The organism is Vibrio hepatarius, assembly GCF_018860525.1.
Lineage (GTDB): Bacteria > Pseudomonadota > Gammaproteobacteria > Enterobacterales > Vibrionaceae > Vibrio > Vibrio hepatarius_B.
In genome coordinates this window covers 88,813-105,874 of the sequence record NZ_JAHKPM010000051.1, presented here as the reverse complement: position 1 = coordinate 105,874, position 17,062 = coordinate 88,813, and the positions used below count along the sequence as shown (strand labels likewise).

Below are 17,062 nucleotides of genomic sequence, written 5' to 3'. Positions count from 1 at the left end.
AATGAAATTGACACACGGTCGTACAGCCTTAAAACCAAAAGAATGGTTAGCTATTGCACTAGGGTTGTTATTGGTCTTTGCTCTCATTACCCCATCATTAGACAGCATTAAAGTTTTTCTACTGCAACGTGGATACACAGCATTATCAGAAGACCCCAAGGAAAAGTTAATACAATTCGCTACGGATATGGCGAAAGCCCCAATCAATTTAGCGACTGCGAACCATCACCTTCCAACTGTTCGAGTTGATATCACTTACCCTAATTGGTCACTTTTGATTAAAGATAGAGAAGCTGCTTTTAGCCAAGGGTTTATTCCTGCTATACGTTCGGAAGTCAAAGCAAGGATTTATTCCGATAACAAAGTTCTCGATGCAAAAGTGCGATTACAGGGTGATTTACTCGATCATATCAATGGCGTAAACCGCTGGTCTCTTAAATTTAAAATTGCTAATAAACAGGCTCTTTTTTCTTCTCGACGCTTTGCGCTGATTAGCCCACATGTGCGAATTAACCATGGCCCTTCCCTCTTTGATGAGACAATGAAGCTGGCTGGTTTTGATATTATTTCACCACACTATACTCCTGTGAATGTTATTGTTAATGGCGAAGAATGGGGGGTGATGTACCATGAGCAAGGCTTTGGACAAGACTTACTCGCTATCAACAAACGAACAGAAGGATTAATCGTTCGTCTCGATTTAGCAGAGCAAAAAGATACTGACGGAAAAGTACACCGGATATTTAAGCCCAGAGTTCTGCAACGAAATACCATTCTCAGTAGCACAGCCCTCGGTTATCAGCGACAAATCGCGCTGTCACTAATCGAAGGTTTTATCAACGGAAAATTCAGTGCTAGTGACGTGTTTGATACTCAACGACTGGGGCAATACCTCGCGGTCATTGATACATGGGGCGCTTGGCACGGGCTAGCTTGGAACAATTGGCGCTGGTATTACAACCCCCATACAGCAAAGCTTGAGCCAATCCAAAGTGACGTCAACGTATCACCCGCTAAGCACTCTCTACTGATGAAATCACCAAGTCACTTTTTCTTACTAAGCAAACAGATGCTTGAAGATAAAGAAGTCCGAAGGCATTATGATTATTCTCTCGACAAACTTAAACAGCTACTATCGAACGATAGCCTGCAGCAACACCTCAAAAAAGTACAAACTCCAATTTTAAAAGCATTGCATAGTGGATTGCCTCTCACTACACCATTTAACCCCGATAATTTGCAAGCACAGATGGTGTGCTTACAATCCAATTATAAAGATGATTCTTGTAGTAATGTGTCCAACCTCAGCCAAAACCTACACCAGCAAATGGACTCAATGGAATCCTTACCGCTTTGGGATCTAACCAGTCACTATGCCACTGCGCCAGAAAACCAGCTCATTATTAACAACCCAGAAAGAAAGCCACTACGTATTCTTGGTCTCATAGGTTGGACTGACTTCAATGAGCGATCAAGCCTTGAGGAAGCCAACTACTCTTTTCCATTAGAAATAGCACCTGGAGAAAGCTTTTCTGTCACTCTGCCACAGCACATTAAAACCGTTGAACTGCGTGCTTCTACTGCTGGGCAGTCCATGGGAAACTATCAGTTTAAGCGCAACATTGAACCAATGAGCTTCCTTCCAAGGTCTTCAAATAGCAACAAAGTCACCAAATATGCCTTTATTAAGCAAGAAGAGAACTCTTGGCGTATTACTGCTGGTAACTGGGTCATTAATGACTACCTTGTGACACCAGAAAATTGGACTTTATACCTAGAGAAAGGCGTCAACATTCAATTTAGTAAAGGGGCTGGCATGATGGTATTTGGACAATTAGAAGTTGAAGGTACGCAAAGCAAGCCAGTGAAGCTATCCCGACAAGGTCAGATACCAAATTGGTCTGGAATCAGCTTATTTAACGCAAGCCCTGATACGCAATCAACTATCCGCAACTTGCATATATCCTACGCTGGTAGACCTGACCTGGGGCTATGGCAACCAAGAGGAGCCACTTATCTTGTCGGTGGAAAATTGTCCATTCAAGGCTTGTTTATAACTGACAACGTTTCTGAAGATGCACTCAACATCGTCAATAGTGATGTCGATATCTCAAACCTATCGATTAAAGAAGCGTTATCTGATGCATTTGACTGTGATTATTGCATAGGGAAAATCTACGATAGTGAGTTTGCAAACATAGGTAAGCGTTCAGGTGGAGATGGGTTGGATGTAAGTGGCTCTAACCTTGATGTAACGGGTATCAGCTTTTCTGATATTCGAGATAAGGCCGTTTCTGTTGGTGAAGAAAGCCAAATGCGCTTAAAGGATATTAAATTCACTCGAGTTAACTTTGGTCTAGTGGCTAAAGATGCATCGAAAGTAGAAGCAGAGTCCATTACTGCAGAAGATGTCAGTCATTATGCTTTAATGAGCTATACCAAAAAGCCCCTATTTGGCTCAGCGACTCTACAAGCATTGAAATTCCAATGCTCTGGATGTGAAGCAAAGATTGTCTCAGAGATGGGTAGTGTTCTTAGTGTCAATGGCGTCTCCATAGCAAGTCAGGCGCTTGATGTTGGAAAACTCTATAACACAGTTATGAAGTCGGATAAGCCTTTATGAGTAAACGATTTGAAATCAAAGTACCTATTCCACTTAATCGCCTTAATATGGTAGAAAACTGGCTCATGCTTCATCCAAACCAGTTTAAAACTCACCACCCCGATAGGCATGTCAATAGCCTGTATCTTGACAGCCCAAACTTCAGGCGTTTTGAAGAGAATTTGAGTGGCATTACCCAGCGTAGAAAAACTCGAATTCGTTGGTATGGCGACCTAGCTAACCCCAAAGAGAGCAGGCTGGAGTTTAAATACCGTCGCGGTGGGAAAGGATCCAAAAGTTTACACCCCTTAAATATTAATTGGCTTGATCATAACTCTTGGCAAAGCCTACTAAATACCTGTCGACAACAGCTTCCTTTAGCGGCTCAAGTTTGTTGGGAATGCGAGAGTGTACCTGTATTGATTTCCCGTTATCGGCGGCGATATTTTATTTCAGCGAATGGTTATATTCGTGCCACTTTTGATGATGATATGCAATGTTTTGACCAAAGGTATTCGGACAAAATCAACATCTATAAGGGTAAGTCATTGGGTGACTATGTATTATTAGAATTAAAAACTGATGCTGTACATGAAAATGCCTTATCGAGCTTGGTGGCTACTTGCCCGCTACGTCCATCAAGACATTCAAAGTACGTCAATGGCATTCGGCAACTGATGTGGTATTAGGAGAGTTATTTAACAAGCATCCGTTAAGGCCAAGTTGAACTTTGTAGTTTTTCGAATATTTGTGTACGGTATCATAAAACGCTTGAGAAAATATCTATGACATTCCAAATCAGTAGCTTATGGCACGAACGGCAAGATGATGAACATAAGATCCGTCGTGATGATCACCGAACACCTTACCAACGTGATCGAGCAAGAATACTCCATTCTGCAGCCTTTAGACGCCTACAAGCCAAAACACAGGTGCACGGTAATAGCTTTGACGATTTTCATAGAACACGTCTCACTCATTCGTTAGAAGCCGCGCAGCTAGGGACTGGAATTGTCGCACAGATAAAGAAAAAGCAACCCGAGTTTCGCGACCTACTTCCAAGCGATAGCCTCATCGACTCGCTTTGCCTTGCTCATGATATCGGGCACCCTCCATACGGGCATGGCGGTGAAATCGCTTTAAATTATATGATGAGAAAGTTTGGTAGATTTGAAGGGAATGCTCAAACATTTCGAATCGTAACCAAACTTGAACCTTACACTGAACACTTTGGGATGAATTTAACTCGTCGTTCACTTCTTGGACTTATTAAATATCCAGCGTTACTCAGTGAAACCAGCGCTAGTGACATGCCAGAGAGTGTTTCACATCAAAGGCAGCTCAAAGCGAAACTTTGGAGACCCGCAAAAGGTATATATGACTGTGATCAGTCTCTATTTGAGTGGGTATTAGCGCCATTAACCAAAGCAGATAAAAAGCTCTTCGGTCAAACACAATCAGGACAAACAGACCCCCATCAACACAAAAAAACCTGCTTTAAGTCTTTAGATTGCTCTATCATGGAGCTAGCTGATGATATCGCTTATGGTGTCCATGATCTTGAGGATGCCATTGTTCTAGGAAAAGTCTCTCAAATTCAGTGGGTGGAAGGCGCTCAAAATCCGCTTTCACAGTGCGGTGAACCTTGGTTCGAAGAACATATAGCCTCCATTACCGATATGTTATTTTCAGGCACACATCACCAGAGAAAAGATGCTATTGGTGGCATGGTTAATGCGCTGCTCACCAGCATTTCAATTAAGTCTGTAGAGGCAGGTTTCACCAGTGATTTATTGGCATTTAATGCTTACCTAAAGCCAGAAATGGACATAGCTTTGCAGATACTCAAATATTTTGTCAGTGAGTTTGTGATTCAAGTTCCACAAGTACAAGTTGCAGAATATAAGGGCCAGCAAATTATCATGGATATTTTTGAAGCGCTCAGTGCTGACCCTCAAAGGCTACTTCCGATTACGATACGCCATGCATGGCAACAAACCCAAAACGATAGTGATGGCTTTAGGGTGATCACCGACCACATATCTTCTATGACCGATGGACACGCTCAAAGGCTTCATCAACAACTATTTTCATCCTATTGAATGGCTGTAGAATTGATCTAATTTACGCTGCATATGATATTTTTCATTATCACTAGTAAAGCTGGCTTCTATGGCGTTTCGAGTAAACTGGACCAACTCTGCCTCAGTCAAGTGATGATTGTCTGCTATTGCTAGAAAGTTATCTGTCATATAACCTCCAAAATAGGCAGGATCGTCAGAGTTAATGGTAACACAAAGGTTTTTCTTTAATAAATCAACCACATTATGCAGCTTCATGTCTTCAAATACTTTAAGTTTTACATTGGATAAAGGGCATACAGTTAAAGGCATACGAGATTCAGCTAGTAAACTCACTAGGTGGCTATCATCAGAGCAGCGAACGCCATGATCAATACGTGAGGTTTGGAGTAGTTCAATACTGTTGTAAATGTTGTCTACTGGCCCTTCTTCTCCCGCATGAGCCACAGCTAAAAAACCGGCTTCGATCGCTTTAGTAAATACTTGAGTAAACTTTTCTGGCGGATGGCCGACTTCTGAGGAATCTAGCCCCACGGCAATAATCTTATCTTTATGTTTCATTGCCTGTTCTAAAGCCAAAAAGGCACTTTGCTGATCCAGATGACGCAAAAAACACATGATAATCCGACTACTGATACCCATTTTTTCTTTTGCATCTTCAAGCGCGCGATAGATACCATTAATCACAGTATCGAAAGAAATTCCTCGCTCAGTATGAGTCTGTGGATCAAAAAAAATCTCTGTATGAATCACATTATCTTGCTGACAATGACATAAGTATGACCATGTCAAATCATAAAAATCTTGTTCATGAATCAAGACATTCGCACCCTGATAATAAATATCCAAAAATGATTGGAGGTTGGTAAATTGATATGCCTCTTTCACATCTTGAGGAGTTTTAAAAGGTAAGGGAATTTGATTACGTTTAGCTAACTTAAACATCATCTCAGGTTCAAGAGAACCTTCAATATGCATATGCAATTCAACTTTAGGTAACTGGCGTATAAATGTGTTTTGGTCCATGCATCTATCTCCATTTCATTTATGGGGAGCTAGATAACGCTTCTTTTCAAAAATTAACCAAACGAACAAAGAAAAAGCGCACGATAATTAACTCTCCAAGACAAAACCTTTTATATTTATATTCAGGCATTTACTCCATAAAAAGCCAAGAGTGCTATCAAGCAACTACTACATAAATGCAATTGACTAGCTATATGCCTGTATAAGTTATTAATAACTTTAGCATAGTATGCACATTAACGAATATTGATAAGGTTAAATATATGAGGACGTGGTTTAACGACCTGTGCATGGAAGCTATGATTTTTGATATCGAATTATGAAAATAACAGCTTTGTTCGTTATGAATGGTTTTTTTCAAATGTTCCTGGTGGCATATGTTTAATTTGAAAATCAATCATACGGTTAAAAGTCTCAAGTAATGCAGAAAAATCACGCTCGGGTTCAAGCAGAGATAGTACATGATACCCAGCTTCTACTGTCGATAAGTTATTGTCGCTGGGAGCTTTACGGATTCGATAGTTACCCTTTAAATCCTTGGGTAAATGAATCATTGGCAAATCTTTTAAATTCTTCGAAAGCTGCCAGATCTTGTAGGCTTTCTTCCAAGTCCCATCAAGTAGAATAATACGGACTTTCTTCTGATAAGCTATAGCTTGGCGAACTTTAGAAAAACTCAAAGATGAATCACTTGGATAGAGAACAAAATGCTGATAATCATTATCAGAGAGTAACCGATTAAATTCTTCATGCTGAGTGAAATTTTCACCTTGGAACAAATAACTGCTTGCTAATGAAAGTTTAAGGATCTTTGCAGTACCCATGGGCTTCTTAGCTTCAGTAGGATGTTGTAAAATGATGAGACCTACACTAGGTGCTAAGTTATCTATCCACTGGCAGATACAAGCCTTGGTTGATTTACCACATTTTAAACAATATCGAGACATAGAGTGCGTTTATTTCTTCTATTGGTTGCAATTAGTTTAGTATGCTTTAGCGTGCAGTTTGAACCTTTCGCGAGCTTTACATATTGGCAGCATAAACTTATCTATCAAGGTCAATGGTGGAGAATCCTAACAGGAAACTTTACCCACACCAACTTGATTCATTTAGCCATGAACATTCTTGGACTTTGGGTCATCACATACTTGTATAAGCCCAAGCCTAGATCACTCCTCTGTGTCTTGTTGCTTGTCAGTATATCAGTTGGCATCCTTAACTTAACAACAGCTATGAGCAGTTATGTCGGTTTGTCTGGAACACTACATGGTATTTTTGCTTACTATGCACTCAATGAGTCTCTAAGTGGTCGAAAAAGTAGTTGGCTATTAGTCATAGGCGTTTTATTCAAAGTCGGCTGGGAGATGACAATGGGTGCCTCTCAGTCCACAAGTGAATTAATCAATGCCGCTGTCGCAGTAGAGTCACATCTTTTTGGTGTATTGACAGGGCTGAGCTTTGCGCTGGCTTCAAATAACAAACAACTGCTTGCAACTCTAAAACGCCCGAAATAATAATTTTTATTGATGTTCCCCTGCAAAGGCCTCACAATATCGCCCTTTGGCAGTCCTTTGCGGCTGCGTGAGCGCTCAGCTCAACCTGATACAGAGAAAATTTTATGGGTTTTACCGCTTTAGGCCTTTCTGCTCCAATTCTTAAAGCCATTGGTGACCAAGGTTATGACAAACCATCACCAATCCAAGAACAAGCTATTCCTGCCGTCTTATCAGGCAAGGATGTTATGGCTGCAGCGCAAACCGGAACAGGAAAAACCGCAGGTTTTACCTTACCTATTCTTGAACTTCTTGATAATGGTTCAAGAGTTAAACCCAATAATGTAAGGGCTCTAGTACTAACACCTACGCGAGAACTCGCCGCTCAAGTACAAGAAAACATTTCCAAATACAGCCGTTACCAGCGTTTAACCTCTAATGTGGTTTTTGGTGGCGTCAAAATCAATCCACAAATGATGAAACTGCGTAAAGGTACTGACATCCTTGTTGCCACTCCTGGCCGTTTGCTAGATTTGTATCAACAAAATGCAGTTCAGTTTTCACAGCTGGAAGTACTGGTTTTAGACGAAGCAGACCGAATGCTAGACATGGGGTTTATTCGTGATATTCGCAAAATACTAGAATTACTACCGAAGAAACGTCAAAATCTCCTTTTTTCTGCCACTTTCTCTGATGAAATTCGTAAACTTGCTAAAGGCCTAGTTAATGACCCTGTAGAAGTCTCGGTTACTCCTGCAAACTCCACAGCGACGACCATTGAGCAATCAATTTACCCTACAGACAAGCGTAAAAAAGCGCCAATGTTGTCAAAGTTAATTCTGGATGGCGATTGGAAGCAGGTGCTGGTGTTCTGTCGAACTAAACATGGTGCAAACCACTTATCTCATTATCTCAATAGCCAAGGCATCACTGCTGCCCCTATCCACGGTAATAAAAGCCAAAATGCTCGAACTAAAGCATTAGCAGATTTTAAATCTGGTGATGTGCGCGTGCTAGTCGCAACCGATATTGCGGCGCGTGGCATTGATATCCCTCAACTACCACAGGTCGTTAACTTCGAACTGCCAAATGTTGCTGAAGATTATGTTCATCGGATTGGTCGTACTGGTCGCGCCGGAGAGGTCGGCAAAGCCATCTCTTTAGTCGAAGCAGCAGAAGCAAGTGAATTATTCGCCATCGAAAGGCTGATTCAGCAGCTATTACCTCGTTTTGAGCTAGAGGGTTTTAAACCTGTTAACGCGCTTCCAGAATCCAAGTTAAACACTCGACCAATCAAACCTAAAAAGCCTAAAAAACCTAAAGTCGGTCACCTTGATGGTCAGCGCTCTGGTGAGAATGCTCGTGGTCATAAACCTGCTGGTAAAAATAAACGCCATTATGCACCCAATAAACAACAGAATAAAAAATAGAGCGAAAGTAAGGCGCCTATAGTTTTACTTAAGCCTTTTATAACGTAAAACCCTCGAGCCTTCGCTCTAGGGTTTTATTTTCCTGAGCCGGTGACGCCTAAGGTTGACTCTTCGGTTTACATAAACTTTCCGTAACTTTTCTTGTAGATAAATCTTCTAGATATCAAATTAGAACAATTTTCACTCAGTCCATGTACAACTACTTTCTTTTAAGATCATATCTAACTGATAAATAAAGATAAATTACAATGTATCTTTTGGCATGAATTAATACGAAAAATTATGACTTGAGGAAAAATACTAAGAATAACCAATTACATAATAATAGAGGATGCGAGTACACAAGTTCGTATTACAGTTTTCGCCAGCATAATTAGTGTGTGGTTAGATATTTATATATTAAATACTTAATGAATAAAAAATATACAAATTTTATTAAATACAAAAAATGCATATGATCATTTTACCTCCGCTAGGTAATTTTCTTATAAAATTTAAAATCTTTCATCCATAAAACCTCCATCTCGATTGTAACGTTTAGCGAAGCTTTCTAAAACTTCAATACACAAAAAGAAGTAGTTTGAAATGAGATTAACAACCATTTCAGGCTATTTCATCATAAGAAGGCAACTTTCAATGGATTAGACTAGGTAGAAACTTGATGACAAAAATAATGAAAAGTTCTTATCTATATTTCATAAATAATCTCGTGAATATTCTTCGGTCAATAAACATACTAGGCATAATATGTAAGTACTATATGGTAGAAAAAAATGCAACCTGGTTTCCAAGCTCAAAAAACAAGTGATGTCGACTCTATTCGTCGATCTGAAGAATCAAGCAACAGTAGCAATAACCCTCTAAATGTAACTTCAGTTAGTTCAGTTTCTGAAAAAAAAATCCATGAATTAATTGAAAAAATCATCTATTTTAATTCGAATCCTTCTATAAACAAGAATAATGTAGAAAAGCTGACACTTAATCTAGACAACTACCTAAATGATCAAGAAAAAAGTCCGCAAAAGCTTTCATCTGGTACCGGAAAAGAGCTTAAAATGCCTCCTCCTCCTCCCCTACCACCTAAACCATCTGTAGATAATGACGTCAAATCTGCAAAAGCAGCTCTACTTGATGAAATAAGAAAAACAGGTGGCACTGCTGGCTTAAGAAAAACAAACCTGGCTAATGACACGGCGAAAGATATATCTCAGTCACTAGCCAAATCACCTACTGGCCAAGGTAGAGACGCTCTACTCGCTGAAATAAAAGAAAAAGGGACAACTGGCTTAAGAAAAACAAACCTGACTAATAAGACTGGGAAAGGATTACCACCACCACCTCCTCCTCCAGAAAAATCACCTATGTCTAACGTAACTAGCCAAGGTAGAGACGCTCTATTCGCTGAAATAAAAGAAAAAGGTGCGACTGGTTTAAGAAAAACAAACAAGCAACTAAATCAACACACTAACAGCAATGAAGGCTCTAACATCAGCAATCATAATCCTCTTATTGACGGCATGTCAGAAAAAGGAAAGCAGCTTCTCTTTGAAAATCCAGACCAAATTCTAGACAAAGCCGACCAATTGTCGGATGCAGATAAGAAAGCCATTGCTGCATTTACGAGTAAGATGACTGTTCATGCAGCTAAACCAGATATTCTGGGCGAACTGAAAAAGCAAATAGGTCATCTACAAGCCAATGAAGTTACTGAAAAACACATTAGCGCTATGCCAAAGTATTGCCAAGACTATTTCTCAGTGATAAAGCCTTATACCCATGATATACATACTTCTACCCCCTTTGGTAATGCACTATGCAGAAAGGCTGAGAAGGAAAACTACCAAAAAATCGATGCTGGTAGTGAAATGAGTCATTTGAAAGGTAGATCACCAAAGATAGCTCAAAAAGGCCAACAACAAACTCAATGGCAAAATGTCACAGAGGTACTAGAAAAGCTTCAGATAAATAAACGCTTAGAAGCAACATCATGGCATGAGAAAAGTGGAACAGTAGTAAAAACACCAAAAGAAAGCAGCTCTGTTTTTGCTGAAGCTCAAGAAAAAGCATCCAAGAGCTTAGATAATGAAACGCGTTCTGAATTGCTAAAAAATAACTATAAAAATCAAGTTACCACAGCATTTAAAGAGGATCCTATATTCAGCGGCTTATTCGCAAAAATAGATAAAGATGCAGCACAGAAACTAGAGTCAGGATTTCGTGAGAGCATTAAGAATCCTGAAACTTTAGAAAAAAGCATTGGTGCCTTTGTGTTAGACAAGTTACAAACACAATGTAAAGAGTTTACTTATGCAGGTCTAACCGCTGAAAATGAGTCACTTCAACAAGAAATTGAGCGCCTGAAGGCACAGCTAGCTAACCGTTAATATTCAATGTCTCAGCTAGGTATTAACCATTAAGCCCTCAAATTATGAGGGCTTACTTTTCAATAGCGATTAGACATTACACTATCGGCCGTTGGCCTCGATCAATAAGCTTCAGCAAAACATTATCAGCCGCTTCTCCTGCTATACCTGCCAGCTTTGATGTAAGCTTTTTCTTCTCAACGTAGCGAATAGATAATACGGTTTTATCTTTACATGCTGCTACCACTATATCGTCTGAAGTACGCACCTCATCAACAAGCCCCAACTCGTGTGCTCGAATACCAAACCAGTGCTCGCCTGTTGCCACTTTTTCAAGCTCCAAAGACGGACGACGCTCACGGATAAAGTCTTTAAACAAATCATGTGTATCTTCCAACTCTTGCTTAAATTTATCACGAGCTTTATCTGTATTTTCACCAAACATAGTTAGCGTGCGTTTATATTCCCCAGCAGTCAGTTGCTCATATTCAATATCATGCTTTTTCAATAGTTTGCTGAAATTTGGTAGCTGCGCTATCACGCCAATTGAACCAACGATTGCAAAAGGAGCGGACACAAGCTTATCAGCAATACAAGCCATCATGTAGCCACCACTGGCGGCCACTTTATCAACCGCGATAGTCAAAGGCAATTGAGCAGCTTTAATGCGATCCAACTGAGAAGAAGCCAATCCATATCCGTGCACCATACCGCCACCCGACTCTAAACGCAGCAAAACTTCATCTCCTTGGTTAGCGACTGAAAGAATTGCCGTGACTTCTTCACGCAACGAAGTAACTTCTTTGGCATCAATACTCCCTTTAAAGTCGATAACAAACAAATGAGGCTCTCTTTTTCCATCAAGATCCCCTTCTTTCGACGCTTGCTTAATTTCCTTTTCCCGGGCTTTGAGTTTTTCCTTTTCTTGCTTCTTTTCTGCCTTGTCGCGCGCTTTAATAAATGCGGTGTCATGCAAATGATGCTCAAGCTGCTCGACTGTTTCTTTGTGCTGTTCAGTCAAATTGGTGACTTCTAATTCACCTTTTGCCGCACCGCCCTTTCCGCTTACTGCTTTAGCAACCACTAAAAGTGAAATTACTGCAACTACCACGGTTACAATCTTGGCCAAAAACAGCCCATAGTCCAACAAAAATTCCAATGTAATATCCCCTAATATGCGAATTAGTGTATTGTAACCATCATATTACAGATCCATAAAGCAGAACGTAACAATTAAGGATATATGACATGAATTATTCTATTTCCCCTGATGCTTTACATGACAAAGTCATACTTGTAACAGGCGCTGGTGACGGTATAGGAAAACAAGCCGCTCTGTCATATGCTCAACATGGTGCCACTGTCGTATTACTAGGCCGTACAGTAAAAAAACTCGAACAGACCTACGATGAAATTGAAGCACAAGGCTTTCCTCAGCCAGCCATTATACCGCTGGATATGAAAGGAGCATCTAAACAGAACTATTTTGATATGGCCGACACGATTGGCAGTCAATTCGGTCGTCTCGATGGCGTTTTACATAATGCCAGCTTGTTGGGTGTGTTAAGCCCATTCAATCAAATTAGTGAAGATACATTTGATGATGTGATGCAGGTAAATGTCAAAGCGCAATTTTTAATGACTCAAGCCCTACTACCCCTGCTGCATAAATCCACTGCCGCGAGTCTTATTTTTACGTCTTCAACTGTAGGTCATAGCGGACGTGCTTTTTGGGGGACATATTCAATGTCAAAGTTTGCAACTGAAGGTATGATGCAAATATTAGCCGATGAACTCAGCGACTCTAATATCCGTGTTAATGCTATCAACCCCGGTGGTACAAGAACAGCAATGCGTGCAAAAGCTTACCCGGCTGAGGATACTGACTTACTCAATACACCTTTAGACATTATGCCTCTGTACCTCTATCTCATGTCTAATCAAAGTCAAGGGGTCAGTGGACAGTGTATTGACGCCCAATCGAGGTAACCTGTAGCAGATTTTTGTCATGGCTAAGGCATTCACAAGAGTGCCTTTACGTTAATTAGTTGGATAATACATCTCTCAGCCTATCTTGGGCGACCTGTACCAACAAGTCCGGCTGAAATTTAGAGATGAACCGATCACAGCCCACTTTCTTAACCATTGCATCATTAAAACTACCACTAAGAGAGGTGTTAAGTGTTACATAAAGATCTTTGAGCTTGGGGTCATTACGAATCTCGTACGTGAGTTTATAGCCATCCATCTCCGGCATTTCGGCGTCGGTAATCATTAATAACAGCTCACGCGGCACATCCTTACCTTCTTCAGTCCATTGCTTAAGTAATTTCAACGCTTCTAGCCCATCACAACACTCTAAAATATTGAGTCCCAATTGAGACAAGCATGCCTTGACTTGAGAGCGTGCAGTCGAAGAATCATCCACTATCAGCACGTTTCTCCCCACCATTTGAGCAGACAGATCTTCATCAAGCACACCTTCTGATATAGATACATCATACTCAATAATCTCTGCCAAAACTTTTTCGACATCTATGATTTCTACAATTGCCTGCAGATCATTCTCTTTTACATGGGTAATGGCTGTTAAATAATGCGCTCTACCTGCAGTTTTAGGAGGGGGCTGAATCTCAGTCCAAGTCGTGTTGACGATATTGCGTACCTGACCGACTAAAAAGCCCTGTATTGACCTGTTATATTCTGTAATGATTAGGTTGTGCTCAATATCGTCTTCATGAGGAGGAGGAAATCCGATTGCCCCGCGAAGGTCAATAACTGGTACAGAAGCCCCACGTAAGGAGGCGACACCAGTAATATGGTGGTGGCACCCAGGCATCTTAGTCAATGGTGGTACCTTAATCACCTCACGAACTTTAAAAACATTTATCGCAAAAATCTGCCGACTGTTAAGACGAAATAGCAGGAGCTCCAGCCGGTTTTCGCCAACCAAATTGGTTCGCTGATCAACGCTATTTAAAACTCCAGACATACGACTTCTCAACTACTATGTAATATATCAAAAATAGACTAAAGCTGGACTAAACTAAATAAACCCATACAACTTAAAAGTTATATGTAAAAAAAAAAAAGACAAACCTCAACAATAACAATGGTTAACCTTCAATAACTTTCATTAATAATAAACCATCATAAAGTGCTTGTTTGATTAAAGCTGCGCCTGGCATTGTTGCTTGTTTATAGAACCGGGACTCAACCACTTGTAAACCATGCTGGTAAGCAGGTAGACTTTGATCTTTGATACAGCTCTGAATCGCAGGATACAGTATGCTTTTAGCTTGATTTATCGCCCCACCTATCAAGATTTTTTCTGGATTGAACAAGTTGATAACAATTGATATCGCTGCCCCTAAATAACAGCCAAGCTTTTCTATCACCTCAATAGCTAAATTATCACCGTTAGCTGCTGCATCACAAATGTCTTCAACAGAAACTTCATTAATACTCGATAATACAGAAGATTCACCGCTAGCTAAGCGTTCAGATACTTCATCACGAATTGCTTGAGAGCTTGCCACTGTCTCTAAGCATCCTCTGTTACCACAATGGCAAGGCTTGCCATTGGGGTCAATTTGGATATGCCCTAACTCCCCAATGTTGCCATGTCTTCCAAGAAGGACACGCCCATCGAGAATGATACCAGCCCCAAGCCCATGATGAATTGAGATAAGTACAGAATTTTCGTTCTCTTGTGAGTGACCAAATAATCTCTCCGCCAACGCCCATGCACGGGTATCATTAGCAATAAAAACAGGCAATCCAGTCGCTTTAAATATTTCAGGACCAAGAGCAAGATTTTCGACATTATAATGAGGCATTTGCAAGACAATACCTTGATCTGAATTGACTAAACCGGGCAAAGTAATTGCAATACTAGTCACGCGGCCAAGCTGGTCAGAATAGCTCTGAAAAAATTCTTCAATTTCATGCAACAAACGAGCTAACACATCCTCCTGATCAATTTCATGAATATCAATTTTAGTATCGATCAGTACTTCACCGCCTAACTCATGTAAAGCGATGGTCAAATAACCACGACCAAGACGCATAGACAAAAATTGCCAATCTTTATTGTTGACTTGCAGTCCAACAGCAGGACGACCACGGCTTGTTGCTTCCTGGACTGTCGTTTCATGGATCAGGTGAGCTTCTATTAATTCCCGAGTGATTTTAGTAATGCTGGCAGGGGCGAGTTTACTCTCTTTGGACAAATCTATTCTTGAAATTGGTCCTTTTTGATCAATAAGTTTATATACACGGCCAGCATTGACCTGCTTAATATGGTCAATATGACCTGGTTGAGCCATGTACATAGCATGCTCCGAATATCAACAACATCGCAATTTTTTTACTTTGCGAAGTAATTGTGAAGGACTTTGATAAATTGCCGTGACAAGCATCACGTATAAAGATGGTTGTTTGAGCGTTTCATCAAATTACTAAACAAATCCAACATTTAACACTATATTTTTTCGCATCAATAAATATGTGCAAATTAGAAGATTTTTTTCCCTAAATATCTCATAACTCAGTATTTTGCATATACTTAATTGAGGCTTACAACGAGTAAGTTTTGCTCTCAGTGTGATCAAGGAACGAATCATGACCTGTATTCAAAGAAGAACAAAAATAGTCACCACATTAGGCCCCTCTACCGACAAAGAAGGTATGCTCGATGCAATTATTAAAGCTGGCGCCAATGTTGTTAGAATGAACTTCTCTCATGGTTCTGCTGAAGATCATGTCCAAAGAGCAACGCAAATACGGAATATTGCCGCTAAATATGGAACTCATGTAGCAATTTTGGGTGATTTACAAGGGCCTAAAATACGCGTTTCAACTTTTAAAGATAATAAAATCCAGCTCTCTGTTGGCGATACTTTTGTACTTGATAGTGACCTTCCACAAGGCCAAGGAGATCAAAACGCCGTGGGGCTAGATTACAAAGAGCTACCACAAGATGTTACCACAGATGACTTATTGTTACTTGATGATGGTCGAGTTCAACTCAAAGTGACCAAGGTCTCTGGTAACCAAGTTACCACCAAGGTCGTTGTAGGGGGGCCATTATCAAACAATAAAGGTATCAATAAGAAAGGGGGAGGTCTATCTGCTGATGCTTTGACAGAAAAAGACAAAAATGACATTAAAACAGCAGCCCAAATTAATGTTGATTATTTAGCTGTTTCCTTCCCAAGAAATGGTGAAGATATGGAGCATGCGAGGCGTTTAGCTCGTGATGCAGGCCTAGAAGCAAAACTCGTAGCAAAGGTAGAACGTGCAGAGACTGTAGAAACAGAGGAGAATATCGATGAAATAATTCTTGCTTCAGATGCCGTTATGGTAGCCCGTGGAGATTTAGGAGTAGAGATTGGTGACCCAGAGTTAATTGGTGTGCAAAAACAATTAATCCGAAGAGCAAGAAGCCTTAACCGCGCGGTTATTACAGCAACACAAATGATGGAATCTATGATTGAAAACCCGATGCCAACGCGAGCAGAGGTCATGGATGTTGCAAATGCAGTATTAGATGGAACCGATGCCGTAATGCTATCGGGTGAAACTGCCGCAGGCAAGTATCCCCTTGAAACCGTTCGTTCAATGGCCGAAGTATGCTTAGGCGCTGAGAAAATGTCAGCTATAAACCGCTCGACATACAGAATGAATACTGTTTTCGAAACTAGTGAAGAGACACTCGCCATGTCGACCATGTTTGCCGCTAATCATTTAAAAGGGGTTAAAGGAATTATTACGCTGACAGAGTCAGGACGAACTGCGCTTATGATCTCTAGGCTAAGCTCAGGTTTGCCCATCTTCGCACTTTCACGTAATGAAAGAACACTTAACCATACTGCACTGTACCGTGGTGTGACCCCAGTTTACTTTGACTCGACAAGTGACTCAGGTCTATCAACCGCCAAAGATGCTGTTCAGTGCCTTAAAGAGAAAGGACTTCTGCACGATGGTGATCTCGTCATTATCACACTAGGCGACGTTATGGATGTTGTCGGCTCAACTAACTGTATGCGAGTACTCTCAGTTTAGG

Annotated in this window: 13 protein-coding genes; 8 read left to right on the top strand and 5 right to left on the bottom strand. The window is 40.5% G+C overall.

Annotation, left to right across the window (positions count from 1 at the left end):
• The first annotated feature begins 1 nt into the window (after position 1).
• The 3 genes from KO511_RS14930 (at position 2) to KO511_RS14920 (ending at position 4,704) form a co-directional block, all read left to right on the top strand.
• Positions 2-2,623, top strand: a complete 2,622-nt coding sequence (locus KO511_RS14930; protein ID WP_215988205.1) for a CotH kinase family protein — start codon at positions 2-4, stop codon at positions 2,621-2,623.
• Entirely contained in the window at positions 2,620-3,291 is a 672-nt protein-coding gene (locus KO511_RS14925; protein ID WP_215988204.1) for a polyphosphate polymerase domain-containing protein, read from the top strand. The genes KO511_RS14930 and KO511_RS14925 overlap by 4 nt, the downstream gene beginning before the upstream one ends.
• Positions 3,292-3,387: 96 nt before the next feature.
• A complete protein-coding gene (locus KO511_RS14920) occupies positions 3,388-4,704 on the top strand; it encodes an anti-phage deoxyguanosine triphosphatase (RefSeq protein ID WP_215988203.1) in 1,317 nt (438 codons plus the stop codon).
• On the opposite strand, the gene KO511_RS14915 is transcribed toward KO511_RS14920, so the two are convergent.
• Positions 4,693-5,709 (bottom strand): adenosine deaminase, encoded by a 1,017-nt coding sequence (locus tag KO511_RS14915; protein WP_215988202.1) that lies wholly within the window; start codon positions 5,707-5,709, stop codon positions 4,693-4,695. The genes KO511_RS14920 and KO511_RS14915 overlap by 12 nt on opposite strands.
• Positions 5,710-6,050: 341 nt before the next feature.
• Complete coding sequence (locus KO511_RS14910) at positions 6,051-6,656, bottom strand: tRNA-uridine aminocarboxypropyltransferase (RefSeq protein ID WP_215988201.1); 606 nt, start codon at positions 6,654-6,656, stop codon at positions 6,051-6,053.
• Positions 6,657-6,659: 3 nt separating this feature from the next.
• Between KO511_RS14910 and rrtA the strand changes: the two genes are divergently transcribed.
• The 3 genes from rrtA to KO511_RS14895 all read left to right on the top strand — a co-directional run bounded on the left by rrtA (position 6,660) and on the right by KO511_RS14895 (position 11,016).
• Positions 6,660-7,223 (top strand): rhombosortase, encoded by a 564-nt coding sequence (rrtA, locus tag KO511_RS14905; protein ID WP_215988200.1) that lies wholly within the window; start codon positions 6,660-6,662, stop codon positions 7,221-7,223.
• A 104-nt stretch (positions 7,224-7,327) separates the two neighbouring features.
• The gene (locus tag KO511_RS14900) at positions 7,328-8,632 is read left to right on the top strand and encodes a DEAD/DEAH box helicase (protein WP_215988199.1); all 1,305 of its coding nucleotides are present in this window, start codon (positions 7,328-7,330) and stop codon (positions 8,630-8,632) included.
• Positions 8,633-9,405: 773 nt separating this feature from the next.
• Positions 9,406-11,016: a WH2 domain-containing protein gene (locus tag KO511_RS14895; protein WP_215988198.1), complete on the top strand. Its 1,611-nt coding sequence runs from the start codon at positions 9,406-9,408 to the stop codon at positions 11,014-11,016.
• Between the two features lie 76 nt (positions 11,017-11,092).
• Here the strand turns inward: KO511_RS14895 and sohB are convergent, their stop codons facing one another.
• The gene (gene sohB, locus KO511_RS14890) at positions 11,093-12,154 is read right to left on the bottom strand and encodes a protease SohB (RefSeq protein ID WP_215988197.1); all 1,062 of its coding nucleotides are present in this window, start codon (positions 12,152-12,154) and stop codon (positions 11,093-11,095) included.
• 89 nt (positions 12,155-12,243) lie between these two features.
• Here sohB and KO511_RS14885 point away from each other — a divergent pair, with 89 nt between their 5' ends.
• A complete protein-coding gene (locus tag KO511_RS14885; protein ID WP_215988196.1) occupies positions 12,244-12,984 on the top strand; it encodes a YciK family oxidoreductase in 741 nt (246 codons plus the stop codon).
• A gap of 55 nt (positions 12,985-13,039) precedes the next feature.
• Here KO511_RS14885 and KO511_RS14880 read toward each other — a convergent pair whose 3' ends face one another.
• Positions 13,040-13,987, bottom strand: coding sequence for a chemotaxis protein CheV (locus KO511_RS14880; RefSeq protein WP_215988195.1), 948 nt, complete (start codon positions 13,985-13,987; stop codon positions 13,040-13,042).
• A 124-nt stretch (positions 13,988-14,111) separates the two neighbouring features.
• A complete protein-coding gene (gene mlc, locus KO511_RS14875) occupies positions 14,112-15,329 on the bottom strand; it encodes a sugar metabolism global transcriptional regulator Mlc (RefSeq protein WP_215988194.1) in 1,218 nt (405 codons plus the stop codon).
• A gap of 289 nt (positions 15,330-15,618) precedes the next feature.
• Here mlc and pyk point away from each other — a divergent pair, with 289 nt between their 5' ends.
• A complete protein-coding gene (gene pyk, locus KO511_RS14870) occupies positions 15,619-17,061 on the top strand; it encodes a pyruvate kinase (protein WP_215988193.1) in 1,443 nt (480 codons plus the stop codon).
• Position 17,062: the final 1 nt, after the last annotated feature.

What these genes read in the sequence shown, in the direction of transcription:
- KO511_RS14920 (WP_215988203.1), top strand. Translation starts at nt 3,388, where the DNA reads ATGACATTCCAAATCAGTAGCTTATGGCACGAACGGCAAGATGATGAA.
- KO511_RS14885 (WP_215988196.1), top strand. Translation starts at nt 12,244, where the DNA reads ATGAATTATTCTATTTCCCCTGATGCTTTACATGACAAAGTCATACTT.
- KO511_RS14910 (WP_215988201.1), bottom strand. Translation starts at nt 6,656, where the DNA reads ATGTCTCGATATTGTTTAAAATGTGGTAAATCAACCAAGGCTTGTATC.
- KO511_RS14925 (WP_215988204.1), top strand. Translation starts at nt 2,620, where the DNA reads ATGAGTAAACGATTTGAAATCAAAGTACCTATTCCACTTAATCGCCTT.
- mlc (WP_215988194.1), bottom strand. Translation starts at nt 15,329, where the DNA reads ATGTACATGGCTCAACCAGGTCATATTGACCATATTAAGCAGGTCAAT.
- KO511_RS14880 (WP_215988195.1), bottom strand. Translation starts at nt 13,987, where the DNA reads ATGTCTGGAGTTTTAAATAGCGTTGATCAGCGAACCAATTTGGTTGGC.
- pyk (WP_215988193.1), top strand. Translation starts at nt 15,619, where the DNA reads ATGACCTGTATTCAAAGAAGAACAAAAATAGTCACCACATTAGGCCCC.
- KO511_RS14895 (WP_215988198.1), top strand. Translation starts at nt 9,406, where the DNA reads ATGCAACCTGGTTTCCAAGCTCAAAAAACAAGTGATGTCGACTCTATT.
- KO511_RS14915 (WP_215988202.1), bottom strand. Translation starts at nt 5,709, where the DNA reads ATGGACCAAAACACATTTATACGCCAGTTACCTAAAGTTGAATTGCAT.
- KO511_RS14930 (WP_215988205.1), top strand. Translation starts at nt 2, where the DNA reads ATGAAATTGACACACGGTCGTACAGCCTTAAAACCAAAAGAATGGTTA.
- KO511_RS14900 (WP_215988199.1), top strand. Translation starts at nt 7,328, where the DNA reads ATGGGTTTTACCGCTTTAGGCCTTTCTGCTCCAATTCTTAAAGCCATT.